This is a genomic window from Spirosoma arcticum (assembly GCF_054779955.1).
The window spans coordinates 39,319-55,486 of sequence record NZ_BAAGXG010000011.1 but is presented as its reverse complement, the minus strand read 5'-3'; the positions used below and the strand labels follow the sequence as shown (position 1 = coordinate 55,486).

The 16,168-nt window shown below is 46.6% G+C and carries 14 protein-coding genes; all 14 read left to right on the top strand.

Features of this window, described 5'->3' with window-relative positions; genetic code table 11:
* Nucleotides 1-41: 41 nt before the first annotated feature.
* The 14 genes from ACYVHB_RS22915 (at nucleotide 42) to ACYVHB_RS22850 (ending at nucleotide 16,163) form a co-directional block, all read left to right on the top strand.
* Nucleotides 42-1,355 (top strand): c-type cytochrome, encoded by a 1,314-nt coding sequence (locus ACYVHB_RS22915; RefSeq protein ID WP_461054134.1) that lies wholly within the window; start codon nucleotides 42-44, stop codon nucleotides 1,353-1,355.
* A gap of 127 nt (nucleotides 1,356-1,482) precedes the next feature.
* On the top strand, nucleotides 1,483-4,590 hold the full coding sequence (locus ACYVHB_RS22910) for a TAT-variant-translocated molybdopterin oxidoreductase (RefSeq protein WP_461054133.1): 3,108 nt from the start codon (nucleotides 1,483-1,485) through the stop codon (nucleotides 4,588-4,590).
* A gap of 108 nt (nucleotides 4,591-4,698) precedes the next feature.
* Nucleotides 4,699-6,129, top strand: coding sequence for an NrfD/PsrC family molybdoenzyme membrane anchor subunit (gene nrfD / locus ACYVHB_RS22905; RefSeq protein WP_461054132.1), 1,431 nt, complete (start codon nucleotides 4,699-4,701; stop codon nucleotides 6,127-6,129).
* Between the two features lie 90 nt (nucleotides 6,130-6,219).
* Nucleotides 6,220-6,753, top strand: a complete 534-nt coding sequence (locus ACYVHB_RS22900; protein ID WP_461054131.1) for a DUF3341 domain-containing protein — start codon at nucleotides 6,220-6,222, stop codon at nucleotides 6,751-6,753.
* Between the two features lie 14 nt (nucleotides 6,754-6,767).
* Nucleotides 6,768-7,373, top strand: a complete 606-nt coding sequence (locus ACYVHB_RS22895) for a c-type cytochrome (protein ID WP_461054130.1) — start codon at nucleotides 6,768-6,770, stop codon at nucleotides 7,371-7,373.
* A gap of 81 nt (nucleotides 7,374-7,454) precedes the next feature.
* Nucleotides 7,455-8,762 (top strand): quinol:cytochrome C oxidoreductase, encoded by a 1,308-nt coding sequence (locus ACYVHB_RS22890; RefSeq protein ID WP_461054129.1) that lies wholly within the window; start codon nucleotides 7,455-7,457, stop codon nucleotides 8,760-8,762.
* 20 nt (nucleotides 8,763-8,782) lie between these two features.
* The gene (locus tag ACYVHB_RS22885) at nucleotides 8,783-9,904 is read left to right on the top strand and encodes a cytochrome c oxidase subunit II (protein ID WP_461054128.1); all 1,122 of its coding nucleotides are present in this window, start codon (nucleotides 8,783-8,785) and stop codon (nucleotides 9,902-9,904) included.
* Nucleotides 9,905-9,933: 29 nt separating this feature from the next.
* Nucleotides 9,934-11,817, top strand: coding sequence for a cytochrome c oxidase subunit I (locus ACYVHB_RS22880; RefSeq protein WP_461054127.1), 1,884 nt, complete (start codon nucleotides 9,934-9,936; stop codon nucleotides 11,815-11,817).
* Nucleotides 11,792-12,811 (top strand): COX15/CtaA family protein, encoded by a 1,020-nt coding sequence (locus ACYVHB_RS22875; RefSeq protein WP_461054126.1) that lies wholly within the window; start codon nucleotides 11,792-11,794, stop codon nucleotides 12,809-12,811. Before ACYVHB_RS22880 ends, ACYVHB_RS22875 begins: the two co-directional genes overlap by 26 nt.
* 1 nt (nucleotide 12,812) lies before the next feature.
* Nucleotides 12,813-13,691 (top strand): heme o synthase, encoded by an 879-nt coding sequence (gene cyoE / locus ACYVHB_RS22870; protein ID WP_461054125.1) that lies wholly within the window; start codon nucleotides 12,813-12,815, stop codon nucleotides 13,689-13,691.
* Nucleotides 13,692-13,701: 10 nt separating this feature from the next.
* Complete coding sequence (locus ACYVHB_RS22865; protein WP_461054124.1) at nucleotides 13,702-14,292, top strand: cytochrome c oxidase subunit 3; 591 nt, start codon at nucleotides 13,702-13,704, stop codon at nucleotides 14,290-14,292.
* A 15-nt stretch (nucleotides 14,293-14,307) separates the two neighbouring features.
* Complete coding sequence (locus tag ACYVHB_RS22860; protein WP_461054123.1) at nucleotides 14,308-15,105, top strand: cytochrome c oxidase subunit 3; 798 nt, start codon at nucleotides 14,308-14,310, stop codon at nucleotides 15,103-15,105.
* 16 nt (nucleotides 15,106-15,121) lie between these two features.
* Entirely contained in the window at nucleotides 15,122-15,451 is a 330-nt protein-coding gene (locus ACYVHB_RS22855) for a cytochrome C oxidase subunit IV family protein (protein ID WP_461054122.1), read from the top strand.
* 1 nt (nucleotide 15,452) lies between these two features.
* Complete coding sequence (locus ACYVHB_RS22850) at nucleotides 15,453-16,163, top strand: SCO family protein (RefSeq protein ID WP_461054121.1); 711 nt, start codon at nucleotides 15,453-15,455, stop codon at nucleotides 16,161-16,163.
* Nucleotides 16,164-16,168: the final 5 nt, after the last annotated feature.

The following is a 16,168-nucleotide window of genomic DNA, read 5'->3' as shown; positions in this document are numbered from 1 at the left end:
CGGTAATTATGTTGACTAACTCGATAAATAAACTTCACAAAATGAGTCGCTTGTCTAAGCTTTGGGGGTTTTTAGCTCTGTCGCTGGCGCTGTTTGTGAACAGTGGTCAGGTTGAAGCGCAGGACTCTGTTTCGGTAGGTGGTGGTGGACCTGCTACCGCTACTCCGGCTGCAACTGGTGGGGGAGATGCCGAGAAGGGAAAAGCTCTCTTCACGAATAACTGCGCTCAGTGTCACGCTGTAACGGAAGAAGTCGTTGTAGGCCCTGGTTTGAAGGGTATTCAGCAACGAGCGCCGGGTAAACAATGGTTGTATGACTGGATTCGTAATTCCAGTGCCGTAATTGCTAAGGGCGACCCATACGCGGTACAGGTATACAACAAGTACCAGAAGATTCAGATGTCAAGTTTTACGAATTTGACGAATGATGATATTGATGGTATTTTGGCGTACATCGATCAGGCCAGTGCGCCTGCTCAGGCTGTAGTTGGTGGGGCTGGTGAGGCACAAGCTCGTGGGGGCGGGGGTGCATCGGCCGAAAACGGCGGTGCTATAGCTTCAGGTCCATCAGAACTCTTCACTTTCGTTCTGGTTGCTCTCTTAGTAGTAATGCTGCTCGTACTCGGCGTACTGCTCGTTATCGTAACGATTTTGTCGAAAGCAGTAACGCCTATTCCTGTCACGACGGATGGTACGCAATCGGCTGCTCCGCTCGGACAGCGTTTGAAGGAAGGATTAGCGAGTGCTTTTAATAATCCTACCCTTCGCTCAGTGGTTATATGGGTTTTCCTGCTGGTTGCTACGAAAGCCACGCTCGATGGAGCCTATAGCATCGGTATTCAGCAGGGGTACGCTCCCAAACAACCTATTGCTTACTCGCACAAACTTCACGCAGGCCAGTACAAAATCGACTGTAATTACTGCCACACGGGCGTTAATAAGGGTAAGTCAGCGCACATACCGGCGGCTAACATTTGTATGAATTGCCACGGGGTAATTAAGAAGGAATCTCCGGAGATCCAGAAGATTTACGCGGCTATTGAGCAGAACAAACCTATTGAGTGGGTTCGTGTTCACAACCTACCTGATTTGGCTTACTTTAACCATGCGCAGCACGTAAACGTGGGTAATGTGCAGTGTACAACCTGCCACGGTGAAATTGAGAAGATGGAAGTAGTGCAGGAGCGCTCGTCATTGACGATGGGCTGGTGTATTGACTGCCACCGCAAAACAGAGGTAAACTCTAAAGACAACGCGTATTACGACAAGCTGGTCGCACTGCACCGGAAAGAAAGCAAGGAACCCCTCAAGGTAGCCAACATTGGTGGTTTGGAGTGTTCTAAGTGCCACTACTAAATTTGACGACTGCGAATTGCCGGATGCTGAATGGCTCCAACTGTGCGGTGAGTTGCTATGTAGGCAATTGATTCATCAGTAAAGGTCCGGCGATTCATTAGTCATTGTTTATCTACAAATGCCACGCATGGAAAATACAACTAAGCGGTATTGGAAAGGGGTTGAAGAACTACGCAATGATGCTGTGTTTGTTAAGAACGCTAACAGTGAGTTTGCCAATCCCGACGAAAACGCATCACTGGGCGACCTGGATGGTCTTCTCGGTGGTTCGGACACCAAGCGCCGTGATTTTTTGAAAGCAGTAGGTTTTGGTATGGCCGCTGTTTCGCTGGCTGCCTGTGAAACACCCGTTCATCACGCCACAACGTACATAAACAAACCGGAACGTAATTACCCGTCAATCTCTGATTACTACGCGTCGACTTACACCGATGGGGGCGATTATGCAGCCATATTAGTCGAAACTCGCGAAGGGAGACCGATTAAGATTGAGGGTAACCCGCTGTCGGCTATCTCGAAAGGAGGTACAACCGCTCGGGTTCAGGCGTCCTTGCTGTCGCTGTACGATATTGATAAGCTGAATGGTCCCCGTCGGGGTGAGACGGTCATCGACTGGGCTACGGCTGACCGTGAAATTGCTAATCTGTTAAACTCGATTTCGTCGCGGGGTGGTGCCATTCGCATCATTACATCAACTATCCTCAGTCCAGCCACAAAGGCTGTTGTGACCGACTTTGTGGCTAAATACCCCAGTACTCGCCACATTATGTACGACGCTAACTCATCGTTTGGCATGGTGCAGGCGAATCAGGCGTCTTTCGGAAAGGCGATCATTCCGTCTTACGACTTTAGTAAAGCCAGCACAATCGTCAGTATCAATGCTGACTTTCTTGGTACGTGGGTAGCACCAATCGAATTCATGCGTCCCTACGCGCAGGGACGTAAGATTGGTGCAGTAGGTAATGGTAAAAAGACAATGTCACGGCATTACCAATTTGAAACCGGTATGTCGATGACGGGTGCTAATGCTGATTACCGCACTGCCATCAAACCGTCGCAGGAAGGTTTGGTAGTGGCTAATTTATACAACAAAGTAGCTGCTAAATTGGGGGGAACTGCTATTAGCGTACCGTCTGTCACCGTGGGTAATTTAGATAAAGCGGCTACTGATCTGGTTCGTTCGCGTGGTAGAGCACTGGTTGTGTCGGGCTCCAACGATTCGAATGTACAGATCATCGTTAACGCGCTTAATGGATTACTGGGTAGTTACGGAACGACTATTGACCTGAATACCCCAGTTAATTATCGTCAGGGGAATGATCAGCAGATGAACGCATTCATCAACGAAGCCAAAACAGGCCGGGTTGGTGCGGTGCTGTTCTTTGGCGCGAACCCGGTTTATGATCATCCTCGTGGCATTGAATTAGCAGAAGCGCTACCGAAGATGGCTTTATCGGTTTCATTTGCTGACCGTGCCGATGAGACCGCTTCGCTTTCAAAATACATTACACCAGCTCCGCACTTTCTGGAATGTTGGAATGATGCCGAGCCAAAACAAGGTTTCTATAGTCTTACTCAGCCCGCTATTACGCATATTTTCAAAACCCGTCAGTTTCAGTCAAGTCTGCTGACGTGGGTTGGTAAGCCAAATGACTTCCAGACGTACTTGAAAAACTTCTGGCGCACTACCTATTACCCGCAGGCTACTGGGTTTGATTCGTTTGATGCGTTCTGGATTAAGTGCCTGCATGATGGGGTGTTTGAACCAACACCGGCTCAGGCGGTTGTCGGAGGAGGGGTTTTTGCTGGTAATCTGACACAGGCCGCCACTGGCATTGCTCAACGTTATAAACCCACGACGGGTATGGAGCTGGCTTTGTACGAAAAGGTGAGCATTGGTACCGGAACAACGGCTAACAACCCTTGGCTGCAAGAACTGCCTGACCCCGTTACTAAAGCGTGCTGGGATAACTACGCTGCTCTGTCTTACAAAACTGCCAATGAGCTGGGTGTTGCTCAAAATGATTTAGTCACCGTATCCGTTGGCGGTAAGTCAATGGAGTTGCCAGCGCTCATTCAGCCGGGTCAGGCCGATAATACAGTCTCTGTTGCTATTGGCTACGGCCGTCAGAAAGCAGGAAAGGCCGCTAACGGCGTCGGTAAAAATGCTTTTCCATTCGTGACGGTGGTCAACGGAAACGTAACCTTTAGTGCGGTTAATGCTAAAGTAGAAAAAGCAGACGGTAAACGGGAAATTGCTCAAACTCAGACTCACGATACGGTTATGGGACGTCGGGCGGTGGTGCAGGAAGCTAAGCTCGCCGACTACCAGAAAAACCCAATGGCCGGACGTTATACCCCGAAGGTTGAAACGTCTGAAGGGCCAACGGACCCGACGGATATCACACTCTGGCATGGCTACGGTAAACCGAACCACTCCTGGGGAATGATTATTGACCTGAACTCCTGCATTGGCTGTAATGCTTGTGTAGTGGGTTGCCAGTCGGAGAACAATATTCAGGTCGTTGGTCGGCAGGAAGTCATCAATCGGCGCGAAATGCACTGGATTCGCATTGACCGCTACTACAGCAGTGATGCTGAGGCCGAAGACTACAAAGCCCTGGAGGTAGCTTCGGATAACCCGGAGGTTGTGTTCCAGCCAATGCTTTGCCAGCATTGCAGTAACGCTCCGTGCGAAACAGTTTGTCCCGTTTTAGCGACAACCCATAGCACCGAAGGTCTCAACCAGATGACGTACAACCGGTGCATTGGAACGCGTTACTGCGCGAACAACTGCCCATACAAAGTGCGTCGCTTCAACTGGTGGAAGTATTTCGACAATGACAATTTCGATTATCACTTCAACAATGACCTCGGCAAAATGGTCATCAATCCAGACGTGACCGTCCGGTCGCGTGGGGTAATTGAAAAGTGTTCATTCTGCGTACAACGAATTCAGGAAGGTAAGCTGACTGCCAAGAAAGAGCGTCGTCGGCCGTTGCCAGATGAGATTCAGGTAGCTTGTGCACAAGCTTGTCCGACTAATGCCATAATTTTTGGCGATATGAATAACCCGGAAAGCACAATTTCCAAAACATTGGAGACCGAAACAACAGGTCGCGCCTTTCACGTGCTGGAGGAAATTAACGTCAGACCACAAATTTCGTATCTGACCAAGATTCGTAATAAAGACGAGGTGCCTAAACAGGAAACCCGTCAGGAGTCGCAAGTGTAATAAATGGTGTACGTTGTAAACCATGTCGGTTGACGCTGGTGAAACAATTGTACAGCACAGACTGTAAAGCGTAAATGTCAATTGCAGAACTATTAATTGAGTAGAGATATGTCGCATGTAACATCAGCCGTAAGAACTCCCCTTGTCACCGGTGGTAAGACCTATGCCGACGTGACGGAGGATATCAGCAGACAGGTTGAGGGCCGCCCCACCCGCGAGTGGACAATTGCCTTCACTATCTCAGTGGTTGTACTCATTTACGGATTTGCCTGCGTATGCTGGACCTGGTGGGAAGGGTTGGGCGTATGGGGGTTAAATAAAACCGTTGGCTGGGCATGGGATATTACCAACTTCGTGTGGTGGGTAGGCATCGGCCACGCGGGTACGTTAATTTCGGCTATTCTGTTGTTGTTTCGTCAAAAGTGGCGGACAGCAGTGAACCGGGCGGCTGAAGCAATGACAATATTCGCCGTGCTATGTGCAGCAAGCTTCATTATTATGCACATGGGACGGCCGTGGCTGGCTTATTGGGCGCTTCCTTTACCGAATACGTTTGGGTCGCTGTGGGTGAACTTCAAATCGCCACTTGTGTGGGACGTGTTTGCTATCAGCACCTATTTTACCGTGTCGCTGGTGTTCTGGTACATGGGTTTATTACCTGATTTAGCCACGATTCGTGACCGGGCTAGGAGTAAAGTATCGCGTTACATCTACGGCGCGTTCTCGCTGGGTTGGAACGGTTCTGCTAAGACGTGGGCACGGTATGAGTATATGAGCTTGATTTTAGCTGGTCTGTCAACTCCGCTCGTATTATCAGTTCACACGATTGTGAGTATGGACTTTGCTACGTCAGTTATACCGGGATGGCATACTACAATCTTCCCCCCATACTTCGTAGCTGGTGCTATTTTCTCGGGTTTTGCTATGGTGCAGAACTTGGTGCTAATCATCCGGGTAGTTTTCAAGCTGGAGGACTACATTACAATTGAGCACATCGAGTCGATGAACAAAGTAATTACGCTGACAGGATCTATTGTAGGCGTAGCGTATTTGACCGAATTTTTCATTGCTTGGTACTCAGGTGTTGAGTTTGAAACATACGCTTTCATCAACCGGGCCACCGGACCCTACTGGTGGGCATATGCAACGATGATGGCTTGTAACGTAATCTCGCCCCAGTTGTTCTGGTCGAGAGCAATTCGCCGGAGCATTGTCTGGACATTTGTGCTGTCGGTGATTGTGAATATTGGGATGTGGTTTGAGCGGTTTGTAATTATTGTTACGTCACTCCACCGGGACTATTTGCCATCAAGCTGGGCAATGTTCCACCCAACGCTGTTCGACATTAGTGATTACATTTTCTCGTTTGGTCTGTTTTTCACCTTGTTCCTTTTGTTTGCTAAGTTTCTGCCTGTTGTTAACATGGCTGAAGTGAAAGCAATCATAAAGTCTTCTTCGGAAAAACTACCTGTGTCGGTATCGGGCGTGGCAAAGGGGGAACGAGTCACTAATCCAACGTTTAATAAAGATGCGCAATAGAGTAGTATTATATGCAGTTGAATCGAATTATTAATTCAACCGTTTTAAATAACCTCTTTCGGCAAGCTTAGAAACTAATAAATCACTGACATGTCAGATACAAATGGTAACGGTAAGTTTTTGGTCGGCATCTACGATGATGATGATGTTGTGCTGAAGGCCGTTAGAGATGTGAAGGAAGCGGGGGTTCGGATCCATGAAGTCTATACGCCTTTTCCCATTCACGGTTTAGACGTTGCTTTGGGTCACCCGCGCAGCCGGTTAGGCATCGCTGCCTTTTTGTTCGCCTTGTCAGGAACGACTACCGCGTTGTTATTGACATCGTATATGGAAAGCTTCGATTGGCCCATGATTGTTGGTGGTAAGGATTCTTTCTCCATCATAGTATATGTGCCTGTCATATTCGAGTTGACTGTTCTGTTCTGTGCATTGGGGATGGTTGGTACATTCATTGTGTCGAATGGACTTGGACCAACGGTTAAACCGTTGATGTATGACCTTCGCACAACTGACAATAAGTTTGCAATGGCTATTGACATGAGCAAAAACAACTTAGAGGAGATTGATGTCGAGCGGATTTTAAAAAATTCAGGAGCTGCTGAAGTTAACGTGAAGCAGTTTTGACTACTACTATGAGCATGACAATTAAACATAGAGGTGTTGCTACGTTGGCCATCGTCGGTTTGCTTTTTGTAGGAACCGCCTGCGAAGATGACCACAACGATACGGGCCGCGAGTATGCACCACAGATGTACGATGCTGTTGGCTATGAACCGTATCGGCAGATTCGCCCAAATACGGTCAACCCGTACGGCTTGAACATGCGTGACCCGGCCCAGGGAACTGTATCCCGCCCGAACTACCACACTACGTTTGGCAGTGGTGATAGCGCAACTACCGATCTGATGATTTATAACATCCCGAAGGACAGCGTTGGACTTGCCGAACGGATACTTATTAACCCCATCCCTGAAACGGCAAAGACGCTCGAAGAAGGTAAGGTATTATACGGTCGCTATTGTATTCACTGCCACGGCGAAGGTGGTAAAGGCGATGGGTTAGTGGGCAAAGAGTATAAAGGTGTTCCCAGCTATTCGGCAGACGCTTACAAGACAATGAATGACGGCCATATTTTCCACGTAATCACACACGGGAAAGGGCGCATGTGGCCTCATGGTTCACAAATGACTCCTGAAGAGCGGTGGAAGATTGTGCAATTCGTTCACAAACTACAGCAGGGGTAACTTTAAATCATATTAAGTTCAGATTTAAGCTAGTGGGGGTTGTTCTTCCACTATCTTAAGTTTTAAGTAATCAATCTACGAATGGCAACGGCCCACGCAATACCGTCATTGGACGAACAATTTGTATTTACTGCAGAATCCAAACGTCGGCTTCTCATTGGCATGGCTATCGGCGTCGCAATGGTAGCAATTGGCTCCTTTCTTTTGGCGTCTGGAGTTGGCGAACATGGAACACACGAGGTTGTTCGGGGAACGGGTGCAAGTGAAGGACATGACGGCGGTCATGCGTACAAATGGACCAATAGATTATACGCCAACATTTGGTTAAATGCGATTTATTTCATTGGTGCGTCGGTTATCGGCATGTTCTTCATATCGTATAATTACTTGGCGCAAGCAGGATGGTCGTCAGCGTTCAAACGTATCCCCGAAGCAATGCCCGCGTATGTGTTGCCAATGGGTATCGTAATTGTTGCCGTTTTTTTTCTGGCAGGTCATGATTTGTTTCATTGGACTAACCCGGAGTTGTTCGATACAACAAGTAAGAGTTACGATCCAATTATTGCGGGCAAAGCAGGTTTTTTGAATACGCCTTTTTATCTGATCCGCTTAGCAATTTACATCGGATCCTGGTATATATTATGGCGTATGCTGCGCAATTTTTCTTTGCAGGAAGATTTATACGGTGGAACCGAGTATTATGAGAAGAGCATTAAGTATGGCACTGCTTTCTTAGTGGTTTTCGCTGTTACATCGTCAACTTCGGCCTGGGATTTTGTTATGTCGATTGACACCCATTGGTTCAGCACCATGTTTGGTTGGTACACCCTGGCGAGTTGGCACGTGACGGGTCTTGCCATCATTACACTGACGGTGGTTACGTTGAAGGAGCGGGGATACTTGCAAATAGTAAACGAGAGTCATTTGCATGATTTAGGCAAGTTTATGTTTGCCTTCAGCATATTTTGGACTTACGTCTGGTTCTCGCAGTTTATGTTAATCTATTATGCAAATTTACCCGAAGAGACAATCTATTTTCGGGAGCGTTTTAGTGGATACGGTGGAATCTATATGGCTCCGTTTTTTATAAACATCCTGCTAAACTTTGTCTTTCCATTCCTTGTTCTAATGACAAGGGATGCTAAGCGAACGTACATCTTTTTGAAGATTGCAGCGTGGGGAATTATTGTTGGTCACTATTTTGACTTTTACGGCAATATTATGCCGGGAACGGTTGGCGAACATGCGGGTTTCGGACCAATTGAGTTTGGAATGATTTTAATTTTTGCTTGTGGTTTTATGTGGTCGCTTTCTTCACAATTAGCAAAGGCAAATCTTATTCCGAAGAACCATCCGATGCTGGAGGAGACGTTGCATCACGATATTTAATTTCATAAACAATTTGAATTATGGTTTACATAATTGCATTGTTGGCAGTAGTTTTTCTGGGACTTGCTGCATTAGTTGTTTCAAGAATGGCTGGCATCGTAAAAAGTGCAAGTGGGCCAGTTGACGAGGGTCGTATTGGTACAAGCAACAAGGTGAATGGCGCTTTGTTTCTGGCTTTTCTGGTACTTGGGCTTATTGGTGCAGTATGGTCGTTTTTATACGCCCGTCAGTTTTTCTTACCTGAAGCGTCATCGCCCCACGGTCGGCGAACTGATACGTTGTTTTGGATCTCGATGGGAATTATCACACTTGCGTTTGTGATCACTAATATACTGCTGTTCTACTTCGCTTGGCGTTATCAGCATAAGGAGGGTCGTCGGGCATCTTATTACCCGGAAAATCACAAGCTTGAGTTAATATGGACCGTTATACCGGCGGTAGTAATGGCCGTACTGGTATTTACGGGTTGGAGGGCCTGGCGTGATATTATGTCAGAGGCACCCAAGGATGCGCAGGTGTTTGAACTGATTGGTAAACAATTCAACTGGTTTGCCCGCTATCCAGGTGTTGATAACAACAAGCTTGGAGCTTACAACTACAAGCTGATTGATAACGACAACGAAACGGGTATTGACTATACGGATCCAGCGTCATTTGATGATTTTGTGTCAACAACTGAGTTGCACATACCGGTTAACAAGCCAATCTTGTTGAAGATCCGTGCTCGTGACGTATTGCACAGCGTGTTTATTCCGCACATGCGCGTGAAAATGGATGCAGTTCCTGGTATGCCAACACGGTTCTGGTTTGTAGCTGACAAAACAACAGACGAGATGCGCAACCAAACGGGTAATCAAAATTTTGGTTATGAGATTGCCTGCACTGAGGTATGTGGTCGTGGGCACTTCTCAATGCGCTTGCGGCTGATTGTTGAGGATGAAGCATCCTGGCAGGCCTGGTGTAAGGAGCAAAAGCCATTACTGAGTTCAACACCCCAGTTGGCATCGCGTATTCCTGACAACCTGAAAGCTAAAGCTGCTAAGTATTTACCGGCTGAAGAAAATTCAACACCGGCTGACAGTTCGACCGCTTCAGTTCAGAAATCAGGTGGTCTTGCTGCAATGCGCACAACAATCCGATAGAACTATAAAAACACAATAAACCAAATACTATGGCAACTTTAACAGCCAATCCGGCGACTGTGGCTCACGTAGCTGAGCATGAGCATCACGAACCGCAGAGTTTTTGGCGCAGGTATATTTTTTCTGAAGACCACAAAACGATTGCCAAGCAATATTTGATATCGGGCATTCTGTGGTCTGTCGTGGGCATCAGCTTGTCAGTCATTTTCCGTCTTCAGTTGGGCTTTCCTGATATGAACATGGGATTTTTGCGTCCCATTCTCGGCAACTGGATAAATGAGTCTAACAAGTTAGATCCGAACTTCTACATTGCTTTGGTGACGATGCACGGCACAATTATGGTGTTCTTTGTGCTGACAGCTGGTTTGAGCGGAACATTTTCCAACTTCTTAATTCCACTACAGGTAGGTGCTCGTGATATGGCATCGGGATTTTTGAATATGCTGTCTTACTGGTTCTTCTTTGTGGCCAGTGTAGTTATGTTTGCCTCGTTGTTTATAGAGACAGGTCCTGCTGGTGGTGGTTGGGTAGTTTATCCTCCACTGAGTGCATTACCTCAGGCAAGTCCGGGTGGTCAGGGAGGAATGACGATGTGGCTGATTAGTATGGCTTTGTTCATCGTGTCCCAGTTATTGGGGGGTATCAACTACATCACTACGGTCATCAACTTGCGGACTCGGGGCATGTCGTTTAGCAAGTTACCTTTGACTATATGGGCTTTCTTTCTGACGGCTGTTTTAGGCCTGATCTCGTTCCCCGTATTGTTGTCAGCCTCTTTATTGCTGATTTTCGACCGGAGTTTTGGCACGAGTTTTTATCTGTCTGAAATCTATGTAAATGGCGAAGCCCTGCCGAACGTAGGCGGTAGCCCAATTTTGTTTCAGCATTTGTTTTGGTTCTTGGGCCACCCGGAGGTATATATAGTGTTGTTGCCAGCACTGGGCATGACATCAGAAATTATAGCGACTAATGCTCGTAAGCCAATTTTTGGTTATCGGGCCATGATCGCGTCAATGATGGGTATTGCTTTTCTGGCCTTCATTGTGTGGGCGCACCATATGTTTGTAACGGGCATGAATCCGTTTCTTGGATCAATATTCATGTTTTTAACACTCATTATCGCGGTGCCTTCAGCTGTAAAAGCGTTTAACTACATCACGACGCTGTGGCGTGGCAACATTCGGTTCACGCCCGCTATGCTATTCTCTATTGGTCTGGTATCGTTCTTTATCTCCGGTGGGCTAACGGGTCTTATTCTGGGTAATTCAGCTCTGGATATTCAACTGCACGATACTTACTTTGTGGTTGCTCACTTCCACCTTGTCATGGGGGCAGCGTCGGCTTTTGGCTTGTTAGCGGGGGTATATCACTGGTTCCCAAAAATGTTTGGTCGGATGATGAACGAGAAACTTGGCTATATCCACTTTTGGCTTACGTTCATCGGTATCTACCTCGTTTTCTTCCCAATGCACTACGTTGGTATTGCAGGTTTCCCACGTCGGTATTATGCATTTACGAGCTACGATTTCACAAAGAACATCTTTGCCGATATGAATAGCTTTATCAGCTTGGCTGCTGTATTTACTTTCACGGCTCAGTGGGTTTTTATGTGGAATTTTGTTTATAGTCTATTCAAAGGCAAGAAGGCCCCACAAAATCCGTGGAAGTCGAATACGTTGGAATGGACGGCGCCGATCAGTCCGGGTCATGGTAACTGGCCGGGCGAAATCCCTGCTGTGTACCGTTGGCCGTATGATTACAGCAAACCAGGAGCTAAGGATGATTTCATTCCCCAAAACGTTCCTTATTCGCAAACACCTGAATCCAATCTCCCGCATGAGAATGAATTGATTGGGCTGGAGAAAGAGATTGAGGCACAAAACCTGAATGACCAGTTCAAACAACCTCACTGATAAGCAGTCGCAACGATTTCGGAGCTTAGTACTTTTGACAATAATTACAGTCTACCTGCTTATTTTGGCAGGGGGTATCGTCAGAGGTACAGGCTCCGGAATGGGTTGTCCCGATTGGCCCAAGTGCTTTGGTCGCTGGATTCCCCCGACCGAAATCTCCCAGTTACCAACAAACTACCAGGAAGTTTACGGCGCTAAGTTGAAGGGAGAAGTTGAGTTTAATGCAGTCAAAACTTGGATTGAGTACGTCAATAGATTACTCGGGGCATTCACTGGCTTTCTCGTTTTAGCTACTTTCGTGGCATCCCTCCCTTATTTACGTAAAGACAAACCTGTCTTCTGGGGTAGTCTTACTGCTTTGTTGCTCATTGGAGCAAATGGCTGGCTTGGCTCTCGGGTTGTGGCCACCGAATTAGCACAGTATATGATTACTCTGCATTTGTTGCTGGCTATTCTCGTTGTGTTTTCTCTGTTATTCGTACTGATACGTTCTGGAATTGCCAATCAAAAGTTACCAACTCGTAGTCAAAGCAATACGACAGTTAACTGGTTGCTACTGGCAATTATTGTAGTGTCACTGGGTCAAATTGTGCTGGGTGCTCAGGTACGCGACGCTCTTAACGAAGTGGTACAGCGAATTGGATACACACAACGTGATAATTGGATCGACAATTTGGATTGGCGCTTTTATGTGCACAGGTCTTTTTCGATAGTCGTTCTTGCGTTACACATAGCATTCATCTATCAACTACATAAAGTTGCCAGATCGGGTGTAATTGCGCAACTGACAAACGCACTGGTTGCGCTGGTAGTAGCGGAGATACTAACCGGGGTTATTATGGCTTATTTCGCTGTACCCGCAGCCGCTCAGCCTATCCATTTGTTTTTAGCTGTAGTGATTATCGGATTACAATTCGTGCTGTGGTTGTTGCTACACCCAGCGTTGATTTCATTAAGACGAGTTTCAGACACCGCTCGTTTACAGAAGATTTAACATGGAAAATATACTTGGTTTGAGTGCTATTCACGCGAAGGCAAAACCATATATTGAGTTAGTCAAGTTGAAGCTAACTTTAGCGGTTGTGTTTTCCGGCGTATTTGGATACTGTCTTGCAGTTGATACGGTAGTCTGGTGGAAATTAGCTGTGCTCATAATTGCTTCTATTGGCATTACCGGAGCAGCAAATACGATAAACCAGATTATCGAAAAAGAGTCCGACAAGGTGATGAAGCGCACAGCGGGTCGTCCTTTGCCAACAGGCCGGTTAACAGTACGGGAAGCGGCTCTGTTCGCCTTCGTTCTTTTTGCTATTTCTTGTGTTCTCTTCGTTGGCGTGTTCAACGTTCGGGCGGCTGCATTAGCCGTGCTGTCGTTGTTGCTGTACGGTTTTGTTTATACTCCCCTTAAAACGAAAGGTCAGGTCGCGGTGTGGGTTGGGGCGTTGCCTGGTGCTTTCCCGCCGATGATTGGCTGGGTAGCGGCAACGAATCATTTTGGATGGGCACCTGGAATTTTGTTTGCCATTCAGTTTTTCTGGCAGTTTCCACACTTTTGGGCTATCGGTTGGCTGGCGTTCGACGAGTATAAGAAGGCTGGTATTCAAATGATGCCTGGCGATGGTAAAAATACAAAAACGGCGTTTCGCATCATGGTCTATACGCTATTTCTGATACCGGTAGGCTGGTTGCCATACATGCTCGGTATGACTGGGATCAATTCGGCATTAGTAGCAATGGTTGGTGGAATCTTGTTCTTAGCACAAACGTTTCATTTAATGAAGACCTGTACCGATAAGGCAGCATTACAAATGATGTTTGGATCGCTGTTGTACTTACCAATCGTGCAGATCGTTTACTTAATCGATAAAGTATAACGAACGGACCATGAATGAGTTAGTTAAAGATATAGCAATACTTGAGGAGCCGGAAGAAACGCTCTCAATGAACCCTAAGAAGTTTATTCTTTGGTTGTTCATTGTTAGTATCATCATGCTTTTTGCCGCTATGACCAGCGCCTACCTTGTACGACGAGCCGAGGGTAACTGGCTGGAATACACCATTCCGGCAGTGTTTTCTTACAGTTCCGTTGCGTTAGTGCTCAGTAGTGTAACTATGCATTGGGCCTATATAGCCGCAAAAAAAGACAATTTTAGAAGTCTCAGGATAGCAATTACCATTACTTTTGCACTTGGAATGGCTTTCCTCTATATGCAGTTTCAGGGATGGGTGCAGTTGGTTGACCAAAACGTTTTTTTTGTCGGCAATCCGGCTGGTTCATTCATGTATATATTCACTGGATTACACGGTTTCCATCTGATTTCGGGCCTAATCGTGCTGGTGTTTGCATTGGTAGCTGCTTTTCGACTTAAGGTTCATGCCAAAAGCCTGAACCAAATGGAGATTGCAACCACATACTGGCATTTCTTGGACATTTTGTGGTTGTACTTGTTTTTCTTTTTAGTCTATTTTCATTGATAATTGATTAGACGCATGGCGGCTACTGCGACAACTAACCCTGCAGCGACAAATCCAGCACAAACGTTCGACAAAAAAGCCTGGATGGGTGGAGTTGAACCGATGAATGTCAGTTATGGCAAGCTGATGATGTGGTTTTTCCTGATTTCAGATACGTTTACGTTCTCGGCGTTGCTGGTGACGTACGGTCTGATCCGGTACAGCTACCCGTCATGGGACCCCGCTATTTATGGCGAAGTATTTAAATTTTCTAATCTATATTGGCCTACTCCAGAAAAAGTTTACAACTCATTGCCATTCTTACATGGTGTAGACCTACCGCTGATTTTTGTGGGGATTATGACATTTATCCTCATTTTCAGTAGCGTAACGATGGTATTAGCCGTAGAGGCTGGTCATCGTATGGACCGGAAAGAGGTGGATAAATACATGCTGTGGACTATCTTGGGTGGATTCACTTTCTTGGGCAGTCAGGCATGGGAGTGGAGTCACTTTATTCATGGCACTGAGCAGGGTACCATCATCAACGAGATCATTAATGGACAGACTATTCAGCGAACAATATTCGGAGCTAACTTAGTCGAAAATCAGTACGGACCACCCGCTTTCGCTGACCTGTTCTTTTTTATTACGGGCTTTCACGGAACTCACGTATTGAGCGGGGTCGTGTTAAACGTACTGATCTTCTACCGCTCGGCAACGGGTCTCTACGAACGCCGGGGGCATTACGAAATGGTTGAAAAAGTAGGCCTATACTGGCACTTTGTCGATCTGGTTTGGGTATTCGTATTCACCTTTTTCTACTTAGTCTGACAAGGCTGATATAAATATGGCTGACAACACACATAATCACGACGGTCACGGTGGCACCGAAATACCGAAAGCTAATACAGCTATAATCTGGCGCACGTTCATCATTCTCTCGGTAATAACCGCTTTTGAGTTTGCCTTGGCTTACCTGATGAAGGCCGGTACGTTGCGGACGTCAATCTTTGTTGGGATGACCTTGGTCAAGGCATTCTATATAGTTGGTGAATTTATGCACTTGAAGCACGAAGTAAAAAGCCTGATTTGGGCCATCACTATTCCTGTGCTATTCATTGTCTGGTTGTTAATTGCACTAATGACCGAAGGCGGTTCGATATTCGAACTTAGGTAATATGACCAAAACTCAAAAAGCCGGGATCCTGCTCACTACGCTGCTGGTTCCGGCTTTGCTGTATGTATTCCTCCGGTTTTTTACCGAAAATCATTACGTTCTCCCTCGGTATCTGCCCAAGATTGATTCGACGCGGGGCGAACCATTGATGAGTAAAGTGAAACTTGCCGATGGTCGGGAAATCGTCGATACGATTTATAACCAGATACCGCCGTTCAATTTGATTGATCAGGATGGTAAAGCAGTCAATCAGTCAATCGTCAAAGGTAAAGTCTACGTTGCCAGCTTCTTCTTCACTCGTTGCGGCACAGTTTGCCCACGCATCTCGTCCCAGCTAACACGGGTGCAGGATATCTTCCGAAATATTCCTGATCTCGTTTTTCTGTCGCACTCGGTTGACCCTGAACATGATCGCCCCGCTCAGCTGAAAGCCTACGCTCAGAAGTACGAGGCCATCCCCGGAAAATGGTATTTTCTTACTGGTAGTAAGGCTGACATTTACAAGCTGGCAATGCGGGGGTACTACCTTCCTGCCGTTGACGCAGGTGTGAAGGACGGTAATCCTGACGAAACTTTTATTCATAGCGAAAAGTTGGTATTAGTAGATAAGAAGGGTATCGTCAGGGGTTTTTATGATGGCACCGACAAGACAGACGTAGATCGTTTAGTACTCGAAATCAGAGTGTTACTTGACATCTACAGCAAAGAATAATTATC

Coding starts and splice junctions, on each gene's coding strand:
- ACYVHB_RS22915 (WP_461054134.1), top strand. CDS start 42: ATGAGTCGCTTGTCTAAGCTTTGGGGGTTTTTAGCTCTGTCGCTGGCG.
- ACYVHB_RS22910 (WP_461054133.1), top strand. CDS start 1,483: ATGGAAAATACAACTAAGCGGTATTGGAAAGGGGTTGAAGAACTACGC.
- nrfD (WP_461054132.1), top strand. CDS start 4,699: ATGTCGCATGTAACATCAGCCGTAAGAACTCCCCTTGTCACCGGTGGT.
- ACYVHB_RS22900 (WP_461054131.1), top strand. CDS start 6,220: ATGTCAGATACAAATGGTAACGGTAAGTTTTTGGTCGGCATCTACGAT.
- ACYVHB_RS22895 (WP_461054130.1), top strand. CDS start 6,768: ATGACAATTAAACATAGAGGTGTTGCTACGTTGGCCATCGTCGGTTTG.
- ACYVHB_RS22890 (WP_461054129.1), top strand. CDS start 7,455: ATGGCAACGGCCCACGCAATACCGTCATTGGACGAACAATTTGTATTT.
- ACYVHB_RS22885 (WP_461054128.1), top strand. CDS start 8,783: ATGGTTTACATAATTGCATTGTTGGCAGTAGTTTTTCTGGGACTTGCT.
- ACYVHB_RS22880 (WP_461054127.1), top strand. CDS start 9,934: ATGGCAACTTTAACAGCCAATCCGGCGACTGTGGCTCACGTAGCTGAG.
- ACYVHB_RS22875 (WP_461054126.1), top strand. CDS start 11,792: ATGACCAGTTCAAACAACCTCACTGATAAGCAGTCGCAACGATTTCGG.
- cyoE (WP_461054125.1), top strand. CDS start 12,813: ATGGAAAATATACTTGGTTTGAGTGCTATTCACGCGAAGGCAAAACCA.
- ACYVHB_RS22865 (WP_461054124.1), top strand. CDS start 13,702: ATGAATGAGTTAGTTAAAGATATAGCAATACTTGAGGAGCCGGAAGAA.
- ACYVHB_RS22860 (WP_461054123.1), top strand. CDS start 14,308: ATGGCGGCTACTGCGACAACTAACCCTGCAGCGACAAATCCAGCACAA.
- ACYVHB_RS22855 (WP_461054122.1), top strand. CDS start 15,122: ATGGCTGACAACACACATAATCACGACGGTCACGGTGGCACCGAAATA.
- ACYVHB_RS22850 (WP_461054121.1), top strand. CDS start 15,453: ATGACCAAAACTCAAAAAGCCGGGATCCTGCTCACTACGCTGCTGGTT.